This is a genomic window from Sinomicrobium pectinilyticum (genome assembly GCF_003725735.1).
In the GTDB taxonomy this organism is placed as follows: domain Bacteria; phylum Bacteroidota; class Bacteroidia; order Flavobacteriales; family Flavobacteriaceae; genus Sinomicrobium; species Sinomicrobium pectinilyticum.
The window spans coordinates 68,760-92,015 of the sequence record NZ_RJTM01000099.1; the positions used below are offsets into that span (position 1 = coordinate 68,760).

Here is a 23,256-nt window from a genome sequence, read left to right on the forward strand (position 1 = left end):
ATATCCGTTTACCTGTAAAGGGTAAAGTGTCCTATGAACTCACGGGTATCATTTTCGCCGTTGAGCTTCAGTGTATACCAATAATCCCCGGTAGGCAACAATCTTCCTTTATAGATCCCGTCCCAGCCGGCTCCCTGGGGTAATTTGGCCAGTTCCCTTCCGTAACGGTCATAAATAATCACTATCATATCCGGATATGCTTCGGAGTTGCGTATCTTCCAGGCGTCTTCATATCCGTCCCCGTTAGGGGTAAATACATTGGGGATCTCTATGTCTATGAATTCCATGCTTATGGAAGTCATGGCCACACAGCCATTGGCATCGACTACACGCACCGTATAAACAGCAGTGTGGCTTATGTAATAGGTATTTTTGCCGTTAAGGCTTATATCGTCAACATAGTATTCGTATCCCCCGGCACCTCCGGATGCTATGGCCGTAATCTGGTTCAGGTTGTTTACTTCCAATCGTAATTCCAGCGGTTCTACATCATCCACGGTAAAGGAGACATTTCGGGAACAACCATTGGCATGTATTACTTCTACCGTATGTAATCCCGGTGCAAGATTATGGAAAGTATTCCCGAGCTGCCCTGCCGCACCATCCAGTCTGTACATAACATTATCCTTCACATTTTCGTTGACCCCGATAGTCACTTCATTGGTCGAATACGCCCCGGAACAGCTATAGCTGACAACAGCCCGGGGATCTATGGTCACCGGTCCGGCAAATATCACGGGAGCTACAAACACACATCCCCCGGAATCTTTCACATAAATCTCATGGGTCCTGCCTCCGGAAAGCCCGGTAAACATAAAGCGGTTGTTTACATAATTACCGGGGCCGTTCAGGCTGGTAGCATATGGAGGGGTTCCGCCCGAGACCTGTATCTCTACATAGGCATCCGAATCTCCCTGGCAAATTTCTTCCTGCCGGTCGACAACCTGTACGTTTATCGGCTGTGCCGGTCCGGCTATGGTTGCATTAGCTGTTACCGTGCACCCCGCTTCGTCACGGGCAATAATGGTATAGGTCCCTGCTCCCAGATCACGGAATATGTTGGAAGACTGGTATACATCTATGCCCTCAACGGCATATTCTATATTGCCATGTCCCCCGGTTGCCTGTATGGTTATCATACCGGTTTCCGTCCCGTAACAATCCACATCTGTCGTAGCGGTAACCTCTACCCTGTCCAAAGGTGTCACCGGATCGACGGTAAAAGACACACTTTTCATACATCCGTTGGTATGCCGTACATCGACCGTATGGAGGCCGGGTGCGAGGTTCACAAAAATGTTATTGGTCCGCGGGGCTCCTCCATCAAGGGAATAGGTTACCCTGGTCACTTCATCCGGGTCGGCTATGTTAACAACAACTTCATTGGTAAATGAACTGTTTCTGCAATAGCCGTATGCTATAGTTACCGTAGGAACGATATCCACACCTTCCGGTATGGAAATCACTTCATAGGTTTCACACCCATTGGCATCCTTTATGAAGACCACATAGGTCTCCCCGCCGGTAAGGCCTGCAAACTGTACTCTGCCACTCTGATAATCACTGGTGTTATTCAGGCTTGTCTCATATGGCGCTGTTCCCCCGGTAATCTGTACATCTATAGACGCATCCCCGTCGTCCTTACATATTTCCGCCGTATATGAGAGGGTAGCATCCAGTTCATCCGGTTGGGTAACCGAGAGTTCGAACTGCCTGAAACAACCGTTGGCATCCTGTGCTATTACGGTATAGTCTCCTGCAGCCAGCCCGTCGAACTCGCCTGTTTCATCGAACTGTCTGAGGTTTGGTGAAATAGCATATTTGACTGTTCCGGTACCTCCTGTAGCGGTCAGGGAAATCCTTCCGTCGGAACCACCGTAGCAGGAAACATGGATAATGTCCGGATCGACGACCAGTTCATCCGGTTCCGTTACCGAAATCATTCCGGAAACCTTCTCACAATCATTACTCTCCACTTTTACATGATAGTCCCCGGCTATAAGGCCGTTAAACACTCCCGAAGTATTTTGCTGCCCTGCGATCTCATCCTGGTTTTCATCCAGAAGTATATACACATAATTTCCTAGCCCTCCCGTAGCCGATGCTCTTATTACGCCGGTATTGTCTCCGTAACAGTTTACACTTGTCGAGGAAAGATCGAGGTTTATTGCTATGTCCTGTATTTCTGCAATAGTTACTTCATTACTTCGCACCGGTTCACAATTGTCAGCATCCCTGGCATAAACCGTATATGTCCCCGGCTCCTTGGTAAAGGTATCCACAGAAGTATAAGGGCCATTTATGTTTTCACTGAACATATAAGGTCCTCCCGTACCGCCGGTCGCGGAAGCGCGTATCTCCGCATCATTTTCGCAGGTTATACCGCTAACGATCTCCAGTGTGGCCACAATGGGGGCCGGTTCGGTGATGGTGATGGTATTGGTAGTATAAATACATCCCCACTCGTCTTCTACGGTAATGGAATAAATGCCTGCTCCCAAATTTGTAAAAGCGGGGTTTGCGGACAGGTCCGAGGTACTGACTATGGTCGTACCATCATCGGCATAGCGGTTAAGCCTGTATCCGTAATTACCGGAACCGCCGGCAACGTTCTGTACGCCCACTTGTACATTATCGTCTCCTATACACTGCAATTCCGTTCCCGGAACAGCTGCTATATCGGCTGTTACCGGGGTCGGGGTGGACAGGTTAACATCATCTAACCGTACTATACATCCTCCGGCATCTTTTACCCATACCTGGTAGGCATTGGCCGTTAAGCCCGTATAATTTCTCGTTGTGGTAAAGTCGCTTTCGGACGGTGCGGGAGAGGACGTAGGGGCCACGTAATAAGTGAAACCACCCCATCCGCCGGATGCAAGAATGTATATACTTCCTTCGGTCCGCTCACAGGTAATGGGAGTGACCGTAACTTCGGTTTCCTCTTCTATATCTCCTCCTATCGGTTCGGATATACCAAAGCCTATGGTGTTACTACATTCGGGAGAATCCATTTCTCTTACTACCACGTTATAGCTTCCGCCTTCGAGGTTTATGGGCGGCGTGGGGCCGTTGGACGCATTGTGTGCCCCGCTTTTAATCACGGTCGTATCATCGTTGGCATGGAATATTGCCCATTCGAATACCCCGGTATAGGAAGTTTCGGTTATTTCTATGGTTATCCTTCCTGTTTCGCTTCCCGGGCATGTGACATCATTCAAAACATCTACCACGACCTTAAACCTTTCCGGTTCGGCCACCGTATGGGTCACGGGTACTATACATCCGGTATCTCTGTGTCTTACGAGAAAAATGTAAGACCCGGGGGCGAGACCGGTAATCTGGGTACCATAGGGCTGCCATGTATTATTATCCGGATCACCGTCTTCGTCATCGAGGCTCCATTCGATCTTATTGGTATTCCCGGACGTCAGGGTTGCCCGCACCGATACGGATTCCCCGTTGGTACAGGTGGCCTCATCGTTTACTATAAGATGTGCTTCTATAATTTCGTCAAAGGCATCTATGGTTAGATTGGCTGTTCCCATACATCCTTCACTATCATATACATTAATTATGAAGTCTCCGCCTGCAGGATCTGCCCATATCAATTGTGGTGACGACCCTGATTGCACTATTGTTGAAGTGGCACTGTCTGTGAATTCATAGGTTACATATGTCCCGGAGCCCCCGGTGATGGTGGCAGGGTCTATGCTAACAGATGCTTCGTCTGTATTATTCCCCTGGCTGCAACCGAATTGTGTAAGTGTAATACCTGATGGCGGAATTACAATCGGGTCGGGTTCCCGGATCAGTATACCGGTACTATCCGTCTCACAAGAATTTGCTCCTGTAGCGGTAACGGTATAGCTTCCTTCGGGTACATTCTCAAATCCGTTGCCACCGGGCATTACGGTGATGCCGGGGAGCATAGGAGTGAGCGTATAAGAAAGTGGTTCTGCCCCGTTGTTTATTGCGGTGATCCGGATGGTACCGTCATCTGCCCCGTTACAACTGATATCGGTAGCCCTTACGACAAACCCGGGTTGTATAGGTTCTTCGACAGTGATGGCCTTTTCTATTTCACATTTTGTGTAATCCGTAGTGGTATTGTCCGGCCCTTTGTCGTATACTGTTACGGTGTATTCGCCCGAAGCGGGTACGGTAAGGGTAAACGGATTGTCAGGCATGTCTCCCTCGGGTACGGTAACACCTCCGGCAATGGCATAGGAATAATTACCGGAACCTCCGGAAGCTGTAATTGTTATTTGTGCATCTGGACTTGCGGAACAGTCGAGTAGTTTGGATACCTCGGCCGTGGCTTCGAACAAGGAGTATACCTCCACGGTTTCCGGTCCGGCTATACAGCCGTTTTCATCTATGACCATCACTTCATAAATACCGGCCGTCACATTGGGGAAGATACCACCGTTATTCTCAAAACCGATCCCGTTATCTATGGAATAACTATATGTTCCGGAGCCCCCGGTTGCTCCTATTTCTATGGAGAAAGGAGCGGAACAACCTTTTATATCCACCGAACTGATCTGCGGAGGCTGCGATGCATTCAGTACTTCCGTCCCTACATCCCGGGCACAACCGTATTGATCTTCTATGCTTATGGTTACATCAACGGGAAGGGAAGGGTCTATTACTTTATCATAAGTGATATTCACTACATTGTCCGTACTTACGATATCTTCATTTAAATTGGGACTGGTCAGGGTATAGGTGTAACCTCCCCATCCTCCTGTAGCTCCGACAATCCGTACGAATCCCGGGGTATTACAGGTTATATCCTGTTTTTCTATACGATTTACCCTTATCTGGTTGGCTTCACCTATCCTTATATTCCTACTGGCACTGCTACAGGCATCAACGCCACTATTATCTACTTCGATCACTTCCAGGTAGTATTCACCGGGAGGCAAATTGTCTATCTCCACGGTAACGGGAACGCTGGTATAATCTATAACCCCGTTACTATCGCGTACGACCGTGTTATCACCGGAACGTTTCAATTCCCAGCGCATCTGGTCCTCATGCTCCCCGGCATCTTCATAATTTATATCAAAAGTGATCTGCCCGTTATCTTCCTGGTAACATGCGGGGGTACTTTCATAGGATATTTCCGTATTGATTATATCAAATTCATCATAAATATCCACATCATTTGCACGCACACAACCCGTAGCGTCTTTTACCAGAAAGGTATAGGTTCGTCCCGGCAAAAGTCCGGTGAATGTATATTCGGCCGAGGGTTGAGGAACACCTCCGTCATTTACCCATTCCGGACTGCCCGGCGGCGGCGCTTCGCCGCTACCTTCTACAACGGCAAATGTATATGGAGGGACACCGCCTTCACCTTCTACGGTAACCTGGAAATCACATCCCACCGCTGCGGCTTTTGCATCAATGACAAGGCTTACCGGCGGATACGGAACAATAAACGGGTCTTCAAAATCCACGCGGCATATTTCTTCGGAAGTCGCTTCATCATACGTTCGCATGGAAATAAGCAATTCCGACCCGGATACGTACCCGGTAAATTCGGGATCACTGCTCCAGTTCACCCCGTTGTCCACACTGAACTGTACGGTAAGCCCGTCATAGTTACCGGGATAATTGGTAAAGCGCACACCGTATTCATCCGGATCGGTATTGTCGCAATCTTCGGGTAAAACAGCTTCCAGGTCTGCGGTAAGCTCTTCGGGTTCGTCTACAGCCACACTTTCTTCCTTCTCACATCCGAACCTGTCCCTTACTTTTACGGTATAAGCGCCTCCTTCCAGGTTGGTAAACAATCGCGATGTGCCGGCCATATCGGTTACAGAGGACACAACGGTGTTGGTATCGTCGAGAAGGTCAATCTGGTAAAGCCCCTGTACGGAGGTTATCTGTACATTTACAGTACCTGTTTCTCCATAACATTGGGCAGCTTCCGCCGAAACATCTATCAGCAATTCGGGTACCAGGGCTATGGTTACGGTCTCCATGTATTCGCAATAACCTTCTCCACCGTTATTGTCCCGTACATATATGTCATAATCTCCCTGGTTTCCCGTGCTCACTTCAAATATATCCGTAGCGGAAAAATCTCCGTCTGTTACAGTACTTCCTGCAGGTACATAGGCATATACATAATTTCCGGTGCCGCCTTCGGGACTGACCTCTATGGTACCGGGATCACAATTTATATCTGTCGCCGTAACCGTGGCGATGAGTTCATTATGGATGACTACCGTAACGGGATCGGCAATACATCCGGCGCTGTCTTTCACCCTTACGGAATAGGTGCCGGCAGATAATTCCATAAAATAGTAGCCTTCTGCGGTAGGCGGATTGGGAGATCTCCATTCTCCCCCGTTGATCTGGAACTGGTACATTCCGTTGCCACTCTGTACTTCCACGGCGATCTGTCCGTTACTATCCCCGTTATAACAGGCTACCGGTTCAGCGGTAAAAGTTAAAGGCACAGGGGCATCAATAATTATATCTTCAAGGGAACCGGTACAATGGTTCTTATCCCTTACCCGGATGGTATAGGTGCCTGCGGCAACATCCTGAAACTGTCCGGTGGTCCCCGCTTCTGTCCAGGTTGCACCCCCGTCAATAGAAAAACGGTAAGGGGGTACTCCGCCACTGCCTTCCACAGTGATCCCGGCCCCCACCGTACATGTGGCTTCCACAACATCGGTTATATCTACCACTACAGCATCGGGTACATCTACATCTTCGGTAAATGTCATTTCACATTCGCCGTCGGCATAACGTACCATTAAAGTAACCTGCCGGGCATCTGTATCCACAGGTACATTTACTACGGCAGGAGATGTAGTACGGGTATTCCACGTGGCACCTCCGTCCACGCTGTATTCATACCCGGTTGCCGTATTAAAGTTCCTGACGTTGAAGGAAATATTGGTCGTCGTCTCATCATGACAATAAAGGTCTGCCACATTGGTGATATTAACATCAAATTCCCTACCGCTCTCAATCTGTACCGGTAGTTCTACCGTCCCCGGGCACTGTCTGGGCACCTGGTAGGCAATAATATCATCGAGAGCGAGATCATTTCCCTGTATCACGGTTGAATTGGTGAGTATTACAATATCAAGCTCGGTCCGGTTGCCGGGGTTTAAAGGAATTTCATAATGGTGCCAGGTTTCATCCTTGGGGATGTCGGCAGTGGTGTATTCCGCTACAACCTGATCGGTATTATCCCGGAGTTGTATTACAAGGTTCGGATCTCCCAAACCGGCAGAACCGCTTCTATTGAGATTAATCCCCCAAACCGACACTATAACATCCCTGTCAGGTATCACATCGTGAACCGGCTTTCTGTACATAATACCTCCTTCACCCACAACATCTCCTACATTGATAACCAGCATGCGGCCATTTGGCAGACCGGTGTGGTCCGCAGGTTGTATCCATGTACCGAATGGGTGTTCGATACGACCGGTTACGGCATATTCCCCGTCGTTGATCTGCGGATTACCGTTCGGATCACAAGCAGTAGCCTGTCCGGTCTGCGGCTCAAAGCAGTATGCACTACTTATATAAGGGGTAGGTACTGTAGGCCCGGTACCAAAAGTTTCTACCATAAGCTCCCCGGCCTGTGGCGGATTTTTGGTCACATAATTCACCCTTATGGTATGGTTCCCGGGGGTAATTCCCGTAAATACGGCGGATGTACTGTCAGGAGTGTTCAATACGCCATCTATTTCATACCAGTAATCGTAATCTGCATTTTCCCCGTCCAGGTTTATGGTCACCTCGGCATTGCCTTCACAATCATAATCCCCCACATCCACGGTAGCGGTAGGCGGATCCAATGGCTCGGGTACCTGCACTACCATAGCGTATACACAACCTCCGGCATCTTTTATGCTCACATTGTGAGTACCGGAAGTGAGATATCCCGTATTGTTTCCATTATATGTAACCCCTCCGTCAAAACTATATTGATACGGCGGAGTTCCTCCTTCGGCATTGACAATACGCGTTTGCCCGCCGGCAGTGGGGTCGCATTCCACGGTTTCACTCACACCGGAAGTTGCGGTCAGCGGACTATCGGGTTGAGTAATGGTAATATCTTCCGGGGCCCCGGTACAAACATTATTGCCACGGGTCTGGATCACGGTGAGCCTGTAATTTCCCGGAGGCAGGTTTTCAAAATTGTCACCAACCTGATAAGCCGACGTAATATCGTTACCGGCCTCGTCTTCCAGTAAATAGGAAAAAATCACATTGCCTCCGGGAGCATAATCTATGGCAATACTGCCATCGCTTTCCCCGTAACAGCTAATATTTTCCGTATGAATATCATAATCCACCGGGGCGTACTCTTCTACGGTTACGTTGGCATAATCGGCACAACCTTCTTCATCCATTACAATGAACTGGTAGTCCCCGGCCTCGGTTATTTCAAAAGTGCCGTTCTGCTGAAAATCATCAGTATAATCCGGGTTCAATGCCGTACCGTCTTTCCGGTATATGGCATACCAGTGTACGGCCCCGCCTCCACCGGAGGTCAGTTCCACCGTTCCTGTTCCGTTACAGGATATATATTCGGTAGCATTTGCGCTAAGCTGTAACGGGTCAAGCCTTGCCACCACAACATCTTCTTCGTAGAAACAGCTTCCGTCTTCGGCAGTAACTTCTATATGATAGGTTGCCGCATCCGTAGGTTTAAATGTATACCTGGTATTACTAGTCGGACCTGAATTTGCCAACTCAACACTTTGTGTCTGGTTGGTAATGAGATAATTATATTGTGGCCCCACATCTTCTACCGTGATATCGATCAGGCCCGGCACATCACAGGCGGTAACCGGATCTACCTCTATGTTTACGGTAAGTTCCCTGTTCTGAATTATAATATTATCTTCTACAAACACACAGCCATCTTGTACGTCCCTTTGCCTTATCTCCACTTTGTACACGCCGGTATCCGCAGCTTCTATACTGTTATCTTCCACGTCCCAGTCGTATATGAGGATATTGTCCCGGAACCAACGGTATTCGTAGCCTGCCGGCACCTCGTCTACGGTTATATTACCCGGGTTGCCACAAATTATGTTTGAAGTAACAACCGCTGGGTCCAGGTCGTTCGTGTATACGTTAAAATAGAAACGGGAAAAACATCCGCCCTCGTAAGAGATCACCAGGCGATACTGCCCGCTACCATCTTGCCCGACAGTATATTCCGAATTCGTCCCAACAGTACCCCAGGTACATGCAGAATTCTTATTGGCACATACGGCATCCCTGTCTGCAGGGCCGCAGGCGCCGTTTTCATTTAATTTTTCCCAACGGATAGTTCCGTCGGTGACGGATACGTTAACAGCTCTCCTGTCGTTAACCCCGCAAAGAAAAAACTTGGGAAGGCTGCTACCGTCATCGGTACAGGTCTCTACCACGTCTGCTTCTGCCAGCAATGGATTTACCTGTGTTTCCCCGAAGAGGACCACGTCTACGACCTCATCGAGATCGGGACAGGTTGAACCACCCGGCACTTCTTTATGCACGGTATACCTCCCCGGGATATTTACGGTTATACTCTGTGTATCCCCGACAATATCCCCGGCCTCATTTCTCCAGGTATAAGTTTCGAATCCCCCTCCCGCAGTAATGGTAAGCTCCCCTTCACAAAGAATTTCCTCCCGCTCGAAGGTACAGGTAGCGGTACTGGCAAGGATATTTACCGGTACCGGTTCCCCTATATAACAATTGTTTACACCGCTAAGACTGGGATCTTCATTGATCTCCTCCCCGCTTTCCTTTCCCCGGTATGTGGCATATGCCTGGTTTCGTATAATGTGGGAGCACGCTGCCGCAAAATTGCTGCAATCCGTTGCCACATTAACTTTTATTTCCGCCCAGCCCGTTGCTGCCCCGGCTTCCACCATGTCATCGGGGACATTGAATACTATTTCCCCGGTTTCCGTATCATGGGTCCACGTAATTCTTTCGTTAATAGCAGAAATTTCGACATTGGCCCGGGCATTCAGGGGAAGTTGGTCGCGGATGGTAAAATTCTCCGCATCGTCATTTCCTATATTTTTAAATTCTATACGGTATATCAAAGTTTCGCCCAGGGCCACTTCCTGATCGGCAATATCGTTCCCGGCAGGGTCCTGGATTTTCTTCACCAGGCGGATATCGGGCATGACTACCTCGGCGCTGAAGGCGCTGAAAAAAGGATAGTAAGAATCCCCGCTGGTATCAAACCTCATAGTGGCCTGGGTTTCGTTATTATCCAGCATACCGGTAATATCCACAATAGTGGCATCGTACCCCAGTGTATTCCTGCTGGCCGGTACCCTGTCCATAAATTCCACGTTATTTACGGATATCCTGCTGTTAAAAAAGTTGTCGGGAGGATTGTGACCATCCGAAACATTCTGAAAATTATTATTACTCCCTGCATCGAGTAAAAAGTGATCCCTTGATATGCCCCTGTCACCTTCCAATGCCAAGGTCATTAAATTGGCCCTTACCGGCCCGGTAGGATTGGTCCGAAAACCACTGACCGGCACATCTACACTGGATTGTCCTGCCTGTGTTATCGCCGCAAAACCATCAAAAGAAGTAATAAACCTAGCGGGTAAGGCACGGTCTTTATAAACCAAAAAAATAGTCCAGCCTGCCGAACTTCCCCCGGTAAAATAAGGATCGGTTGATGACCCATAATTTCCTTCCGATGCACGTACATTCGCCACTGTATATTCTCCCTCGGCATTGTCCAAGTCCATTATATATCCAGTGATGTCGGCATAACAGGCATAGGGGGCATTATCGCTATCGCCCAGCCCGTCATATACCACTTCCCCGGTAATATCGATATAGGTATTTTCTCCCGGTAACTTTAATTTCACCTCACGAATATCCTCCCTATCATTATCGGTTTTACTATTATAGGGGTAAGTACCAGACCAATACAAAGCTGCATATACAATTTCATAACATCCCTGACTATCTGCTATTGTGAGACTGGCATTACTGGAACTGAATATACCGGGACGACCGTTATCTACATTAATGTACTCCATGTTATAACGGTCATTATACTCATCATCTCCCCAACCCCACCACCGTGATCCATCATAATTATAAGGATCGTTCGGTCCTTGGTTCGGACCATCATTCCTGTTCAGGATATTGTTGGAGATCATAGTCATGTTTCCCCTTACCCTTTGTTCATAGCGCACGCCAAAGGGTTCATAAACCTGGGCTTGCATGGCAATGATCGGGGCAAACAGCACATACACAACGAGGACTAATGACCTGAAAGCTGTACTATTCTTCATCATATTTTTGAATTATTTGAGTTTTGCTGTTGTTTTTTCATCCAAACCTGTATAACCACGAGTTTTTATTCTAACCGGCACCATATACAGGAAAGTTCTTCTTTATGCAGATATATCCGTTACAGGTATCGGACTCCAATAGATTTCGGGGCTTCATATTTTACTCTATTTTTATAATTATTGCTTTTGAATACATGACATCCACAGGGGTATTACCTTGTCTTCCCGGTTGCATTTTCGGGATATGGCCAATGACTCTTCTGGCCTCATCCTCAAGTCTTTTATGCGGTGCCCGGATGCGAAGCACCGATACCTCTCCATCCGCTCCCACCTTAAATTCAACATAAATACCCTGTATTCCGGACAGTCCCAGGCCGGTAGCAACAGATGCCCGGAACCTTCTCTGGATAATTTTGTCTATACCGTTGGCAAGACAGGCTTTTCGTTCTTCATTATTCCTTAGATTTTCACAATCCGGGAAAACCGGTACGGATTCGATAATATCTACGGGGATATAGGTATTTTTCACTCCGGATTTTATCTCTCCCACGGCAAGCGGCAAGCCCCGGGCATTCTTCCTTCTCAGGACACTGTCCCGCGTTTGGGGCACTTTTTCGGCCAGTAAATCGGCTTCCAGTTTCAGCTGGCTCTCCAGTCTGGCCAGTTGGGTGTTGGCATTTTTCACCCGGAATACCCACACGCCACTGTTGTTCAGTTCCCTGGCATGTTGCTTCCGCCGGTTTATAGCCTCTTCCCAGGAATCGTATTTCTTCACAAATACATAATTGAGATCATTGGCCGGATTTTTAAAATGGCCTGCCTTCCATCCCTTGTCTTTAAGGGTTTGGATGTATTTCTGCAGATTGGCTTCGTTTTTAAATACATTGGCTATGATGTAGTAGCCATCTTCCACATCCATTAAGGTTGCTGTCTGGGTACGAATGTTCTCCTGTTTTGCAGCAGCTTCGAACAGCAGGTCGTCTATATCCGGGGCCTGCTCCTGTACTACCGGGACACTTTTTTCTTCAGCCACTGTTACGCCCGGTTCTTCATCCGTCTCTTGCGAAGCCAGCCCCAATTGTTTTTCTTCCCGCTTTCCGGCACGGTCTATGGAATCCTGTATTTCCTGCATTCGCTCGGCAGTAAGATGTGTATTTCCCAGTAGCTGGCGTCCCAGTGCAGTGCGTTTTTGCACCCGCACTATGGAATCCTGCATTTGTTTCCTTCGTTCCGCAGTAAGACGGGTATCTCCCAGTTTCTGAAGCCCGGGGGCACTTTGCCCCTGTTTCTTTTCTTCTTCGGCTTTTTCTTCCCCTGCTTTTTTACCGTCCCCGGTTGCAGGTACTCCTTCCGGAGATATTGCAGCCTTTTCAATAGACTCATTTACAGTAACTTCATTCTTTTCACCTCTTGTTGGGACTACCGCCCCACCCTGTTCCGGTTCGGGGGTAAGTTTCGGGCGCGGTGTGGTTACAGGGCGTTTTCTTCTTCCGGAGCTATAATATCGGGGCGTGTTATCTGCAGGAGTAAAGGTATACGCCAGCCCGAACTCATGCGTTGTACCAAAATTGGTAATTACCTCACTGAGCCCTTTTTCTATCGTGTATCCCAATGACAAATGGCGGGTCAGGTTAAAACCTATACCGGCTGCAGCCCCGTAAAAATCATCATACCCTACCTGGAGCCAGCCAATTTTAGGGAAATTAAGCATGAGACTGGCAGAGGGATAAAAATCTTCTCCGGCCTTCCGCGCTCTTATCATGGTAGTCATTTCGCCGTCTTCAAAACTTCCTTCCAGCATCTCCATCTTAAGGGTGTACATCACATGCCCCCAAAGAATCTTTCCGGAATTACCGTATATATATGACTTATAGTCGGTCAGGTTGAAATTGACCAGGTTTTCGGCATATATCCCCATGTTAAAACTTCCTAGGGTTAGGTTAAGCCCCGGGTGAAAGGCTATTAAAGAATTGTTTTCGGTATTTTGTAATGCCGGATCGCCCGGGTCGGAAATAAAAACACTTCCCCAGTTTATACCGCTGCGATAGTATACCATATTGACCCCCAGAGCGAGGACACCGTTATCGGCTATTTGCACGCCATAGGCGTAATTGGCCATCACACCAAAATTGCTCAGGACCCCGTATTTCTGTTGAAACAGCCCGATAGCAAAACCGGTCCTTTCGTTTATTTTTCCGGAAAAACTTCCCATCGACACTTCAAAAGAATTATCGTAATCCGCCCATTGATTTCTATGGTGAAAGCTTATATATGTATTCACAGGACCGAGAGTCGAGAAGGCCGGGTGTACGAGATAGCGGTTATACCTCAGAAGGTTTTGAGAAGGTACATCGAAAGAAAGTACAGGACCGGCCTGCCCGCCCTCCTGGCCAAAACCGTAAAGAGAAAACAATAACACTAAAAATATTGGGGGTAGTTTTTGCAGCATATTCTCAGCGTATTAGCGTTATGGTCCCCTGACGAACCACCTCCTCGCCACCTTTCACTATCCTGTAGAAAAAAACAGGTTTATTGAAAGCGTAGGTCATGGTAGATTCGGGCCAGTTGTTCTGATATTCCGTAGTTTTTAACAATATGCTTCCGTTGGGACTGAATATGGTTACTTCTACCTCCGGATTAAAGGCATAGATATTCGGCAATACCCAATAATCATTTATTCCGTCATTATTAGGGCTTACCACATTGGGTATGATATAACTATCCTGGAATTCCACCGTAAAGTTCCGGACCACCTCACAATTGCCGATATAAGCGAGGAGTACCAAATCCCCTTCCGTACTCACTTCTACGGAATCGCTGTCTGATATAAGTTCGTTATCTGCACGGAACCACGAATAGGAATCCCCGCCGGATGCTGTTACTGTTCGTGTGGCGCCTTCCGGAATAATGATCCTTTCCGGGGCGTCTACCTCAATTACCGAGTCATCAAAAGGGTGGATCACCAGTTCATTGGAAAATACGGTACATCCGTAAGCCGAAACCCCTAGACGGTACGTGCCTTCTTCCTCGATATTCAATGCGGTGGTATTTTCGGATATTTTTTCCCCGTCTTTATACCACGCATAGGTATAGTCTGTATTTCCGGTCCCGGTTGTTATATTTATGGTTATCGATCCTCCGCAGAGAATATCGTCGGAAGCTTCTATGGAAACGGTTTCCTGTAATCTCAACTTAATATCCATTTCACCGGAAACCATAATATCATCTCCGAAAGTTGCTTTTAATGTATACGCCCCGTTATCCGAAGGTTGGTCTATGGTAAGGGAGGTCCCGGTCTTACCGTCCAGGTAATTGCCATTGCGGTACCATTGGTAGTTAAACTCATTTTTATACTGGTCCAAAACATCTACGGATGTTCCATTCTCCGCAGTAGCATAAATGCCATCGAGTTTAAGAATAGTAAAAGCATTGACACAAGGATTATATTCCACATCATGCGCTATATGTATGGTAAACTCCTGCGGATAAGATACATTGACTTCCGGTGAGAAGGCCTCAAGAGAGCAACCGGATCCCTGTACAACTTTTACCTTGTATACTCCCGGAGCCGTAACGACCAGAGAAGCCGTTGTTTCACCGGATATTACCACGTTGTCTTTATACCAGGTATACTGCGGATTACCAGCATTCGTGGAAGCGTTTATGGTTATGTTGTCTCCCGGCAAAAGCAAAACATTACTGTCGGCATCCGTACTCACAGAAACGGACGGCGCGGAAACCTGAACACTATTGGACTGCGCCGTACATCCGCCCGGGTTTTCCAAACGCAGGTAATATTCCCCGGAAGGATCGCTTCCATTTAAAAAAAGTTCGGGTTGATAACTGGGAGTCCCTACCTGTACCCCATCCTTGTACCAGGTATAGATATACGAAGGATTGTCTACATCGGCCATTAATCCGGCATTGTCGCCGGAACATATATCCAATTCCGGAAGGCCGTCATTAATAGAAACCTGCATACTTCCCCCAATGGTTACGGTAACTTCGTTAGAAGAGGTATCCGAAGAACAATATTGACCGTAATTAACCTCAGCCTGGTATTTACCAGCCTGCGAAATGGTAATCGAAGGCCCGGTTTCACCGGAAACAACCATTCCGTTCCGGTACCATATATAGGAGGCTTCATCCGGGTAATTCGCCACGGACAATTCATAAGAACCTCCCGGACACAATGCAACGGTACCGACAACAGTTCCGTTGATCTCGTTTATGGTCAGTTGCTGGTTCACCCTCCGGTAATACGCACTGAAAGCATTGCTTTCGGCACTCACATTTTCCGGACTGGTACTACGAACCCGCAAACGATAATTATCGCCGGCCGTGGTAACAGGAAAATTAAATTGAAAGTTAAAGGAAGAAGAAGATGAATTGTTCTGATCCCCCACCCTGGACAGTTCCGTACGGTTACTAAAACTTCCTTCGGGACCGGACAACTCCAGTATAAATTCATTATCCGCTCCGAAAGCGCCTGTAGGAATCCAGCTAAAAGCTACCTGGTATGTATTAAAACCTTCCGAAGCACAAGGATTTTCAAAATCCGGAACAGGTTTGTTTAATATTTGTGCATATAAAACCCCGCTCTTCATCCCGAAGAGCAACAAAAACAGTGTGTATTTTTTGACAAGGCGTGGTAATTTTTTATCCATAGGCATTGCTGGGGTTTAGAAGACAGAACATATTGTCACATTTCTGTAAACAAAATCATACGCTCCGTCTGCAGATTCAATAAGAGAAAAAACCCGGTAGGCCTATTATGTCTGGAAAATTCATACCTGTAAACCAAAGCAACACAAGAACCTACCGGGGCAAGCTACCAACAACTTGATTAACCCTTATTACTACAAAATACAACTGACGAAACATGTTGTTTTCTGCAGATGTAAAAGTATTGTTAGCCCCCGAAGTTTACCCCGGAATCCATATAGAATTATTTCTAACACGGTGTAGAACTTATTCTAGATTTTTTGTAGAACTTATTCTAAAACACCCGAAAATACATTGATCTACAAGTCCCGGAATTCCGTATCCCCTCAAAAGCCAGGCAGCTTCAAAGGTTGAGAAACAGTGGTATCGGGGATCGCCCTGGTACAATCCTTTCAGCAGCCTGGTATTGGCCCATAGCTTTGGCACCTGGCTTCAGAACACAGGTCTGTACAATACTCACAAAAGGATAACCACAATTCGGGAAAGTCGTTAGAAAGATCTCCGGGGCAGGTCACACAACACCACAGATACCCACCGCCGGAAGATCATAAAATACTTAAAAAATTAACGTTCACTGAACATGTTAAAGAAGGGGCCGGGCAAATTTGACATGTTTACATGTTCCGGAAAACCGGGGCAAACACATCCTGCCTTGCTCTTACCCACCCTTCTTTCGACAGGAAGAACAGAAACAATACTTGGCAAGGCAGTCTTTTGTTTTTTTTCGATCAACCCCACAGTTGCGGAACAAGGGAAATACCGCTACAACCATGTTCCGACAACCAACCGGGGCCGACTGAAAGGCTAAAGAATCGTCACAATTTTTAAGCCCGGAAAATCCGGCTGTTTACGCAGCAATTTCCGAAAAAGAAGAAATTCCGAAAAAATCAAAACCAGCTCCTTTTTCTCTTCTGATATGTCCGGTAAAACTCTTCATCGGACATAGCCAGATAAAGTATACCTTCTACAAGACTTATCAAACCTCCGAACCCGAAGGTAATTACGGTAAACACCAATTGAACAATTCCTTCCTTTATATAACCTAAAACAAATTTATGTACTCCAAAAGCTCCCAAAAGAATTGCCAGTACACCGGCAAGTAATCTTTTACTTCTGCTTTTCTGTAATTTCATTTTTTCTCCTGTTTCCCCGGAATTTTCTCTTTCTCCCCGTCGGGAAGAACCCCTGTTTTCACAGTATTCCGGTGCATTTTACAAGACGAAGCGAATTTAGATCATATTATGATTTTTGGCGCAAAACAGAAGTAGAACAAGTTCGAAACAGGCTTAGAACTTGTTCTAATGCTCTTCAACAAGCAATTCCGGGGGGATTATAATATACATGAGTAGATCGGGGCATTGCGCAATGGCATTAGTAAAAATTAATTATGATTTCCATAAATATGCCGTAGAATTCATTATATTATCCTTGATTTGCTAAAAAATAATTAAATTTGGTATTGTTTAATCTTCCTGGTAAACCATAATGTCCGAAACTTACATAACGGTATAAAAGAGGGATATCTCTTGCGTGCCGGACAAAATATATTAATTCAAAAACTACCCCATGAAAAAAACACCACGGATCAAAACTCCGGAAGGAGGAGATGCTCCCTTTGAAGTACCGGAAGTTTTGGACAGACTTAAAGAACACTTGGAGGTTCGTACCAATACCGAATTATCAAATATATTAGAGGTAAAACCAAATACTATCTCTACCTGGAAAAAAAGAAACACGTTAGATTATCCACGGATATTATCGGTATGCCAGACATATAATATTGATATTGATAAAATATTCTTTGACAAACAAAAGCAGGTAACTTCTTCTGCCGGGGAAAGCAAAGCTAAAAATGCTTTCAGTGTAGTTACGGCAGACAGTTATTTCCGGTATGTAACGGAGTCGGGCAAAAAAGAATATATAGACTCCTTGCCCAAGTTCTCTTTTCCCTTTATCGCCGGCAATAACATCCGGGCCTTCCAGGTTGTAAGTTCTGCAATGCTCCCTGTCCTAAAGGAAGGCGATTATGTGGTTGGAGAATTTACCGATATGGACACCGCCGCCCTTATAAACGGCAATATCTATGTATTGGTGAGTTCTGTAAAAGGCATCTACATATCACGGGTGCGAAAAGATACCTCAAACCCGGAAATTATTCATCTCATCAGGGATAATGAACCTGAAAATGCCTTTTTTGAATTGGAGATGACCACAAGTGAGATTACGGAAATATGGGAAGTAACAACGGTTTTTTTCCTCGACCTCATAGGTAAAGCCAAAAAAGGAAATTCACACGTATAAAGATATAAAGAGGTCTTTAAAAAGTCTGTTCATATCTTCGAATCCCGTTCCCTGTCCTCCAGCTTTTTCCGGAGTTCATCGAACTGCTCCTTACTTTTTACATTTTCCGAGGGGGATCGATCGCCAGGCGGGTCCATATCTTCCCAGTGCTCTTCCATCCAATATTTTACTTCCCCTTCCAGATCCGGGTCATTCATTATTTTCGCAAGTTGCTCAAATTCTTCGCGGGTAAGCGCATTCTCGCGGAATTTTTCAAGTAAAACTTCTATCAAGGCTCTATGTCGATTCATTTTCTTTGATTTAACAACTATATGTCTTCGTACCCATTCTTTACGTTCTGTTTCTCGCGTAGAGTTTCCACCAGTTCCGTCTAAAATTTATCCTTTGCCCGGAAATATGCCATTTTTGATATCATCATCGCTCGTACTTTTTTCTTTTCGAAAGAAGCTGTCATTCCGAAATTCATCCTATAAGAAAACCCAGATTTCCGACCATTATCACTTCCTGATAAATTATTCGCCTGTACAGCTCTATTTCCCGGCATACTTGTTGTTCATCTCCATAAAGACCGGGACATAGGTCTGTTCCGTTCTTATAACTAAATATTACAACTCAAAGGTACATGTTCTTTTCTTTTATCATATTCCTTTTTAAGCGAAAGCTCCGTAAATTCCCAAAACAGACTCCCTGTATATCATATAAATAACTTTTCCGGAAAAGAAAAAGTAATGAATGCTATGTTGTTGTTCTGATATTTTTCAAAAAACACGGTAATACTGTTCCATCTCACCCCCGGGCGGTCTTTTCTTAAAATTCACATCGGAATACCTTTCACAGAGCACTACTTTCCGGCAAAATATTTTCTGGAAGGGAAGATAGTAATACTATATGGCATTCTTTCCTTATTATACAATTTTCAAGAACTTCCGATGCCTGTGCAACACATCGTCTTTCTGTAGAGTGTAAATAAAAAAGTGGCGAGCACCCGTTTAATCCGTATTACAATTTGCAAATTATAATCGATTTACCATATCGATTTTATATGATATTTGAAAATAATCCCTCTCAGATAAGAAAAAATCCCTCTCAGATAAGCGCAATACGGATGATGAACGTTAGTATAGTCTCAACCCAAAAGGGAATTAAATACATTTGAAAAAATTAAATTACCAATTCTTACACCCCGCAGAAATGTTATATTTTAAAGATTTCAATCCAACCATGCTCAATATCGAGAACAGTTATGCCCGATCACGGATAGATCAGCATAACCTTTTTTTCATTTCCAAATGGGATATTGATCTTCATGCTGCTAAAAAAGTCGTGGCAGACAGGCTAATTTTTCAAAAGGAAAAGAACTATCCTGTATTTGGCGATATCCGGAGTATTCAGAACCTAAATAAAGTAGCAAGAGATTATCCTGCCAAAGCGGATTTTGTATTGACACAGACCGTTTCTATACCGGCACCCCCTCCTGCTAGCCGTGCCATACCGGATTTGTATTTCAAAATGAGCAAATCATGTATTACGGCTAAAGTCCTGAAGGATTCTGATAAGGCTCTCCGGTCCCCGGAGCCTTTTCTGTAAACCACCCATAGGTTCCATAATAACTATATTGGATAAATCACTTATAGTATGTATTTTAGCATCCTCATCACCCTAATGGAAAAAGTTCTGTCCCTGGCCTCATTGCGGGTAATTTTTCTTATCTCGCACACGATTTCATTCCATTTTGTTATTTATTGACATCAACCATACTTTCCACAACCTAATAATACATCCCACAAAAATGAATAGCGAACACAACAAAAAGCGTATAAAAAGTATCAATCGGATGCTCATAGAAGTGGCCAGAGGAAACTTTTCTTACAGAATCGAAAGGTCAGAATACAATGACGAACTGGAAGCTTTGGTTGTTCTGGCCAATATGATGACTGAAGAACTGGAAGAATCCATGCGGCATAACAACTATATTAATTTACAGGAATCTTACAAGTATATTGCCCAAATGACCTTTGTTCTGGATGATGATTTCATCATTCGGAACTTTAACCCGATGGTTTCTGAAATGTTGTTGTTTTCACCTGAGGAAATACAAGGAAAACCGATAACTGACTTTCTTACCGAAGAATCCACGCCCGTTTGGAGGGATTTGCTGGAATTCATTTCCGGAGAAGAATATTACAACCACACCGTAGAACTTCATTTCAAAGCAAAGGAATTTTTTATTGTTCCGACTGTATGTTCAGTATCTAACCTCTCCTATTCTGACGGCCGGGCATCTGTACTGGTCACCTCCATAGAAACCGTATTACAGAGTGCAGAAGAGATCCGTGAATTACACCGGAAGGTCAACGATCAGCACAATTCCGGTGAAAATAACCTTCGCATTCTTCTCACCCAAGCAGATGTTGCCAAAATAGCAAAAGCCAAAGATTACCTAACGAAGCATCTTAAGGACATTAATTTTTCTTTAAAGGACCTGGCACATACCTTGGGCACTAATGAGTTTAAACTCAAATATGGCTTTAAGCAGCTTTACGGTACCACCATTTTCCGTTTTGTTCAGGATGAAAGGCTGCGAAAAGCCAGTCTGCTTGTACAACACTCAAAGCTACCATTAAAGGTCATTGCGGAAATGTCCGGTTTTAAAACAGCTCCTCATTTCTCGAGAGTCTTCAAGGAGAAATACGGATGCAGCCCAAGCACCCTTCGTAAACATTTTCTCAATAAATGATAACATACCCTACATCTACTGATGCCGGGAGATATCCTCTGTTTCAATTCCTATTCCGAGATTTCAAAGAACTATAGCGTAGAAAAAATAGGGCTTCAATTCTTATGAAGAATGTAAAAATATTTTCCACCTAAAGACCATTTATCATAATGACCGTTTAATTTTCTGGTATGCTCCTGCTTCCAGTACTCTTGCAGGATTTCTGTAATCTCATCTTCATTTCCATGGCGATCCAGAATATCTCTCAAAATTTTAAGCTCATCCCGCGTTAGGGTATCATTCTGAAGCCTTTGCAGGAGTAACCTGAGTTGTTGTTTATTTTCCATATGAACTTTCAGTTTAGTTGCTAACGTATAAAAAAGACTAGCTATTTAAGATTAAGTAGTCTATAATTAATACACCGGAAAAAGAGAAGTGTCCTATGGTAGGGTCAAAAAAAATGGACACCACTCCATAAGAGATTTATTGACAAGGTTTTGAATATTGAATGTTTGGAATAAATTCACGAGGTAATATCTGTAAAGCAGCATTGTTTTGCTTTGGTACTGAGGACAGCGGGAATAAAGACATTACTGAAAAGAAAAAACGGAAGCCTTTTACAGGATCCCGTTCGGACACAGATAAACCTCATGCTAATTCAAATCTTTAGAGAACAAATAATAATAGCCTTATTGTGCTGTTCGAGATTTTTGTACTTGTGTCCATACTTTATACACCGGTATTGACTTAGGGTCCTAGCAGGATGGGTTATATTTCTCTTAGGCTTCGGATATTTCGGTCTTTGGCCAGAGTGAATATAATTAGAAAGTTGAAGCAATCGGCAGCAGTGTTATAAAAGATTTTCATGTAGATGTAAGGTGGTATTTAGCGATATCCAAGCACCGTCAGACGGACAGTGCTAATGCCTGCTATTCTAACCGGAAGATTCGGGTAGTGAGGTAATTATGCCTTAGGCAGAAAGATATCATATGTAGTCGGCTTTTATCCATCCCATTGTAACAATAAAATGTATTATGAAGAACACTTTTGTGTGCTTTATAACTTCCGGGCTAAATTCAAAATAATCTTCTTATTCAAAAGTACCGCATAATTTATCTTCTTACGGCTTTAGAGGATAGTATTAATATCAGACTGATAATAGGGTTATAAGAAGCCACAGGGTACTCTCCAAATGAGGCCGCAAATGTGTTCTGATAATTTCCATTATTTTCCAAAGATGGTTTTTAACTGTTTTCGGGGTTATTCCCAGAATTTCGGCTATCTCCGTATTTGTTTTCCCTTCTTCCCTGGACAAATGATAAATTATTTTTTTCTGGTGGGACAGGGTATCCACAATATTGTTCACTATACTTCTGTACTCCGCAAGACGTATTTTCGTTTCTATTTGCTCGTAATGGGAACTAATGTTCTTCCACAACTCTTCTTTAGCCGCTTCTCTGCGAAGGGTATCCCGTAAATGGTTAAATGTAAGATTTTTGGCAATTGTAAACAGGAACGTAGTAAAAGTTAAAGGTTTTATAGTTTCTCTCTTCTGCCATACGCGGATAAACACTTCCTGCACGATCTCATCGGCTATGTATTCGGACTTTGTATAAGAAAATACAAAATAATAAAGCCTTTCACGTAACAGATTAAAAATAGTTTCGAATGCAGTTTCGTCCCCTTCTTTCAGAGCCCTTACCAGTTTAATGTCTACTTTCGGCGAATTGGAATTATTCACTTCTCTTCTTTTTTTAAATGATAGACTTTCATACCGCCTGTTAACGGCATAATTCCTCCACGAAATCCAGGTTTCCGTGTTATCCCTGTGGTACTGCCCGATACGGGGAATACGCATTCGGGGTATTGACACCATCGATCGGGATAGGTTCATCTATTACCGGTATACCGATAACATTCTCAGAAAATGGCCTTGAACGGTCACAAAGGAGACCATCAGGAGAATCCGCATATCATAAATAATCTGAAAACTAACATCTACATACAATATGAAAAAGGAATAATATGCCCCAAAATATAAATAGTCTTTCCCTGTCCCTTAAACATAACTGCATGAACCTATTCTTTATTTTGAGGTACAGATGTATTTCATTTCGTATATTTACGTTTTACTCTTCCGGTTCTTAAAAATGTTATTTTTCCCGGTAAGGCATAACAAATATAAAAACATTCCGTTTA

The 23,256-nt window shown here is 44.8% G+C and carries 10 protein-coding genes; 3 read left to right on the forward strand and 7 right to left on the reverse strand.

The features are described 5' to 3' along the window. Positions 1-8: 8 nt before the first annotated feature. The 4 genes from ED312_RS14315 to ED312_RS14335 all read right to left on the reverse strand — a co-directional run bounded on the left by ED312_RS14315 (position 9) and on the right by ED312_RS14335 (position 17,173). Positions 9-11,318, reverse strand: a complete 11,310-nt coding sequence (locus tag ED312_RS14315; RefSeq protein ID WP_123216703.1) for a T9SS type B sorting domain-containing protein — start codon at positions 11,316-11,318, stop codon at positions 9-11. A gap of 157 nt (positions 11,319-11,475) precedes the next feature. After that, a complete protein-coding gene (locus ED312_RS14320; protein ID WP_123216704.1) occupies positions 11,476-13,764 on the reverse strand; it encodes a PorP/SprF family type IX secretion system membrane protein in 2,289 nt (762 codons plus the stop codon). Between the two features lie 4 nt (positions 13,765-13,768). After that, the gene (locus ED312_RS14325; protein WP_170164523.1) at positions 13,769-15,982 is read right to left on the reverse strand and encodes a T9SS type B sorting domain-containing protein; all 2,214 of its coding nucleotides are present in this window, start codon (positions 15,980-15,982) and stop codon (positions 13,769-13,771) included. A 945-nt stretch (positions 15,983-16,927) separates the two neighbouring features. Next, positions 16,928-17,173: a TM2 domain-containing protein gene (locus ED312_RS14335; protein ID WP_123216707.1), complete on the reverse strand. Its 246-nt coding sequence runs from the start codon at positions 17,171-17,173 to the stop codon at positions 16,928-16,930. A 433-nt stretch (positions 17,174-17,606) separates the two neighbouring features. Here ED312_RS14335 and ED312_RS14340 point away from each other — a divergent pair, with 433 nt between their 5' ends. After that, a complete protein-coding gene (locus ED312_RS14340; RefSeq protein WP_123216708.1) occupies positions 17,607-18,341 on the forward strand; it encodes a LexA family transcriptional regulator in 735 nt (244 codons plus the stop codon). Between the two features lie 29 nt (positions 18,342-18,370). On the opposite strand, the gene ED312_RS14345 is transcribed toward ED312_RS14340, so the two are convergent. Then, complete coding sequence (locus ED312_RS14345; RefSeq protein WP_148044299.1) at positions 18,371-18,631, reverse strand: hypothetical protein; 261 nt, start codon at positions 18,629-18,631, stop codon at positions 18,371-18,373. 901 nt (positions 18,632-19,532) lie between these two features. Between ED312_RS14345 and ED312_RS14350 the strand changes: the two genes are divergently transcribed. Then, positions 19,533-19,928: a DUF7793 family protein gene (locus ED312_RS14350; protein ID WP_123216710.1), complete on the forward strand. Its 396-nt coding sequence runs from the start codon at positions 19,533-19,535 to the stop codon at positions 19,926-19,928. A gap of 202 nt (positions 19,929-20,130) precedes the next feature. Beyond that, positions 20,131-21,078, forward strand: coding sequence for a helix-turn-helix domain-containing protein (locus ED312_RS14355; RefSeq protein WP_123216711.1), 948 nt, complete (start codon positions 20,131-20,133; stop codon positions 21,076-21,078). Between the two features lie 95 nt (positions 21,079-21,173). Here ED312_RS14355 and ED312_RS14360 read toward each other — a convergent pair whose 3' ends face one another. Next, positions 21,174-21,404, reverse strand: a complete 231-nt coding sequence (locus tag ED312_RS14360; protein ID WP_123216712.1) for a hypothetical protein — start codon at positions 21,402-21,404, stop codon at positions 21,174-21,176. Positions 21,405-22,204: 800 nt separating this feature from the next. Then, on the reverse strand, positions 22,205-22,933 hold the full coding sequence (locus ED312_RS14365; protein WP_170164524.1) for an RNA polymerase sigma factor: 729 nt from the start codon (positions 22,931-22,933) through the stop codon (positions 22,205-22,207). Positions 22,934-23,256: the final 323 nt, after the last annotated feature.

Bases quoted from the DNA above. Each gene is read 5' to 3' on its own strand.
- ED312_RS14315 (WP_123216703.1), bottom strand. From the start codon at position 11,318: ATGATGAAGAATAGTACAGCTTTCAGGTCATTAGTCCTCGTTGTGTAT.
- ED312_RS14340 (WP_123216708.1), top strand. From the start codon at position 17,607: ATGAAAAAAACACCACGGATCAAAACTCCGGAAGGAGGAGATGCTCCC.
- ED312_RS14325 (WP_170164523.1), bottom strand. From the start codon at position 15,982: ATGGATAAAAAATTACCACGCCTTGTCAAAAAATACACACTGTTTTTG.
- ED312_RS14350 (WP_123216710.1), top strand. From the start codon at position 19,533: ATGTTATATTTTAAAGATTTCAATCCAACCATGCTCAATATCGAGAAC.
- ED312_RS14345 (WP_148044299.1), bottom strand. From the start codon at position 18,631: ATGAATCGACATAGAGCCTTGATAGAAGTTTTACTTGAAAAATTCCGC.
- ED312_RS14355 (WP_123216711.1), top strand. From the start codon at position 20,131: ATGAATAGCGAACACAACAAAAAGCGTATAAAAAGTATCAATCGGATG.
- ED312_RS14365 (WP_170164524.1), bottom strand. From the start codon at position 22,933: ATGGTGTCAATACCCCGAATGCGTATTCCCCGTATCGGGCAGTACCAC.
- ED312_RS14335 (WP_123216707.1), bottom strand. From the start codon at position 17,173: ATGAAATTACAGAAAAGCAGAAGTAAAAGATTACTTGCCGGTGTACTG.
- ED312_RS14360 (WP_123216712.1), bottom strand. From the start codon at position 21,404: ATGGAAAATAAACAACAACTCAGGTTACTCCTGCAAAGGCTTCAGAAT.
- ED312_RS14320 (WP_123216704.1), bottom strand. From the start codon at position 13,764: ATGCTGCAAAAACTACCCCCAATATTTTTAGTGTTATTGTTTTCTCTT.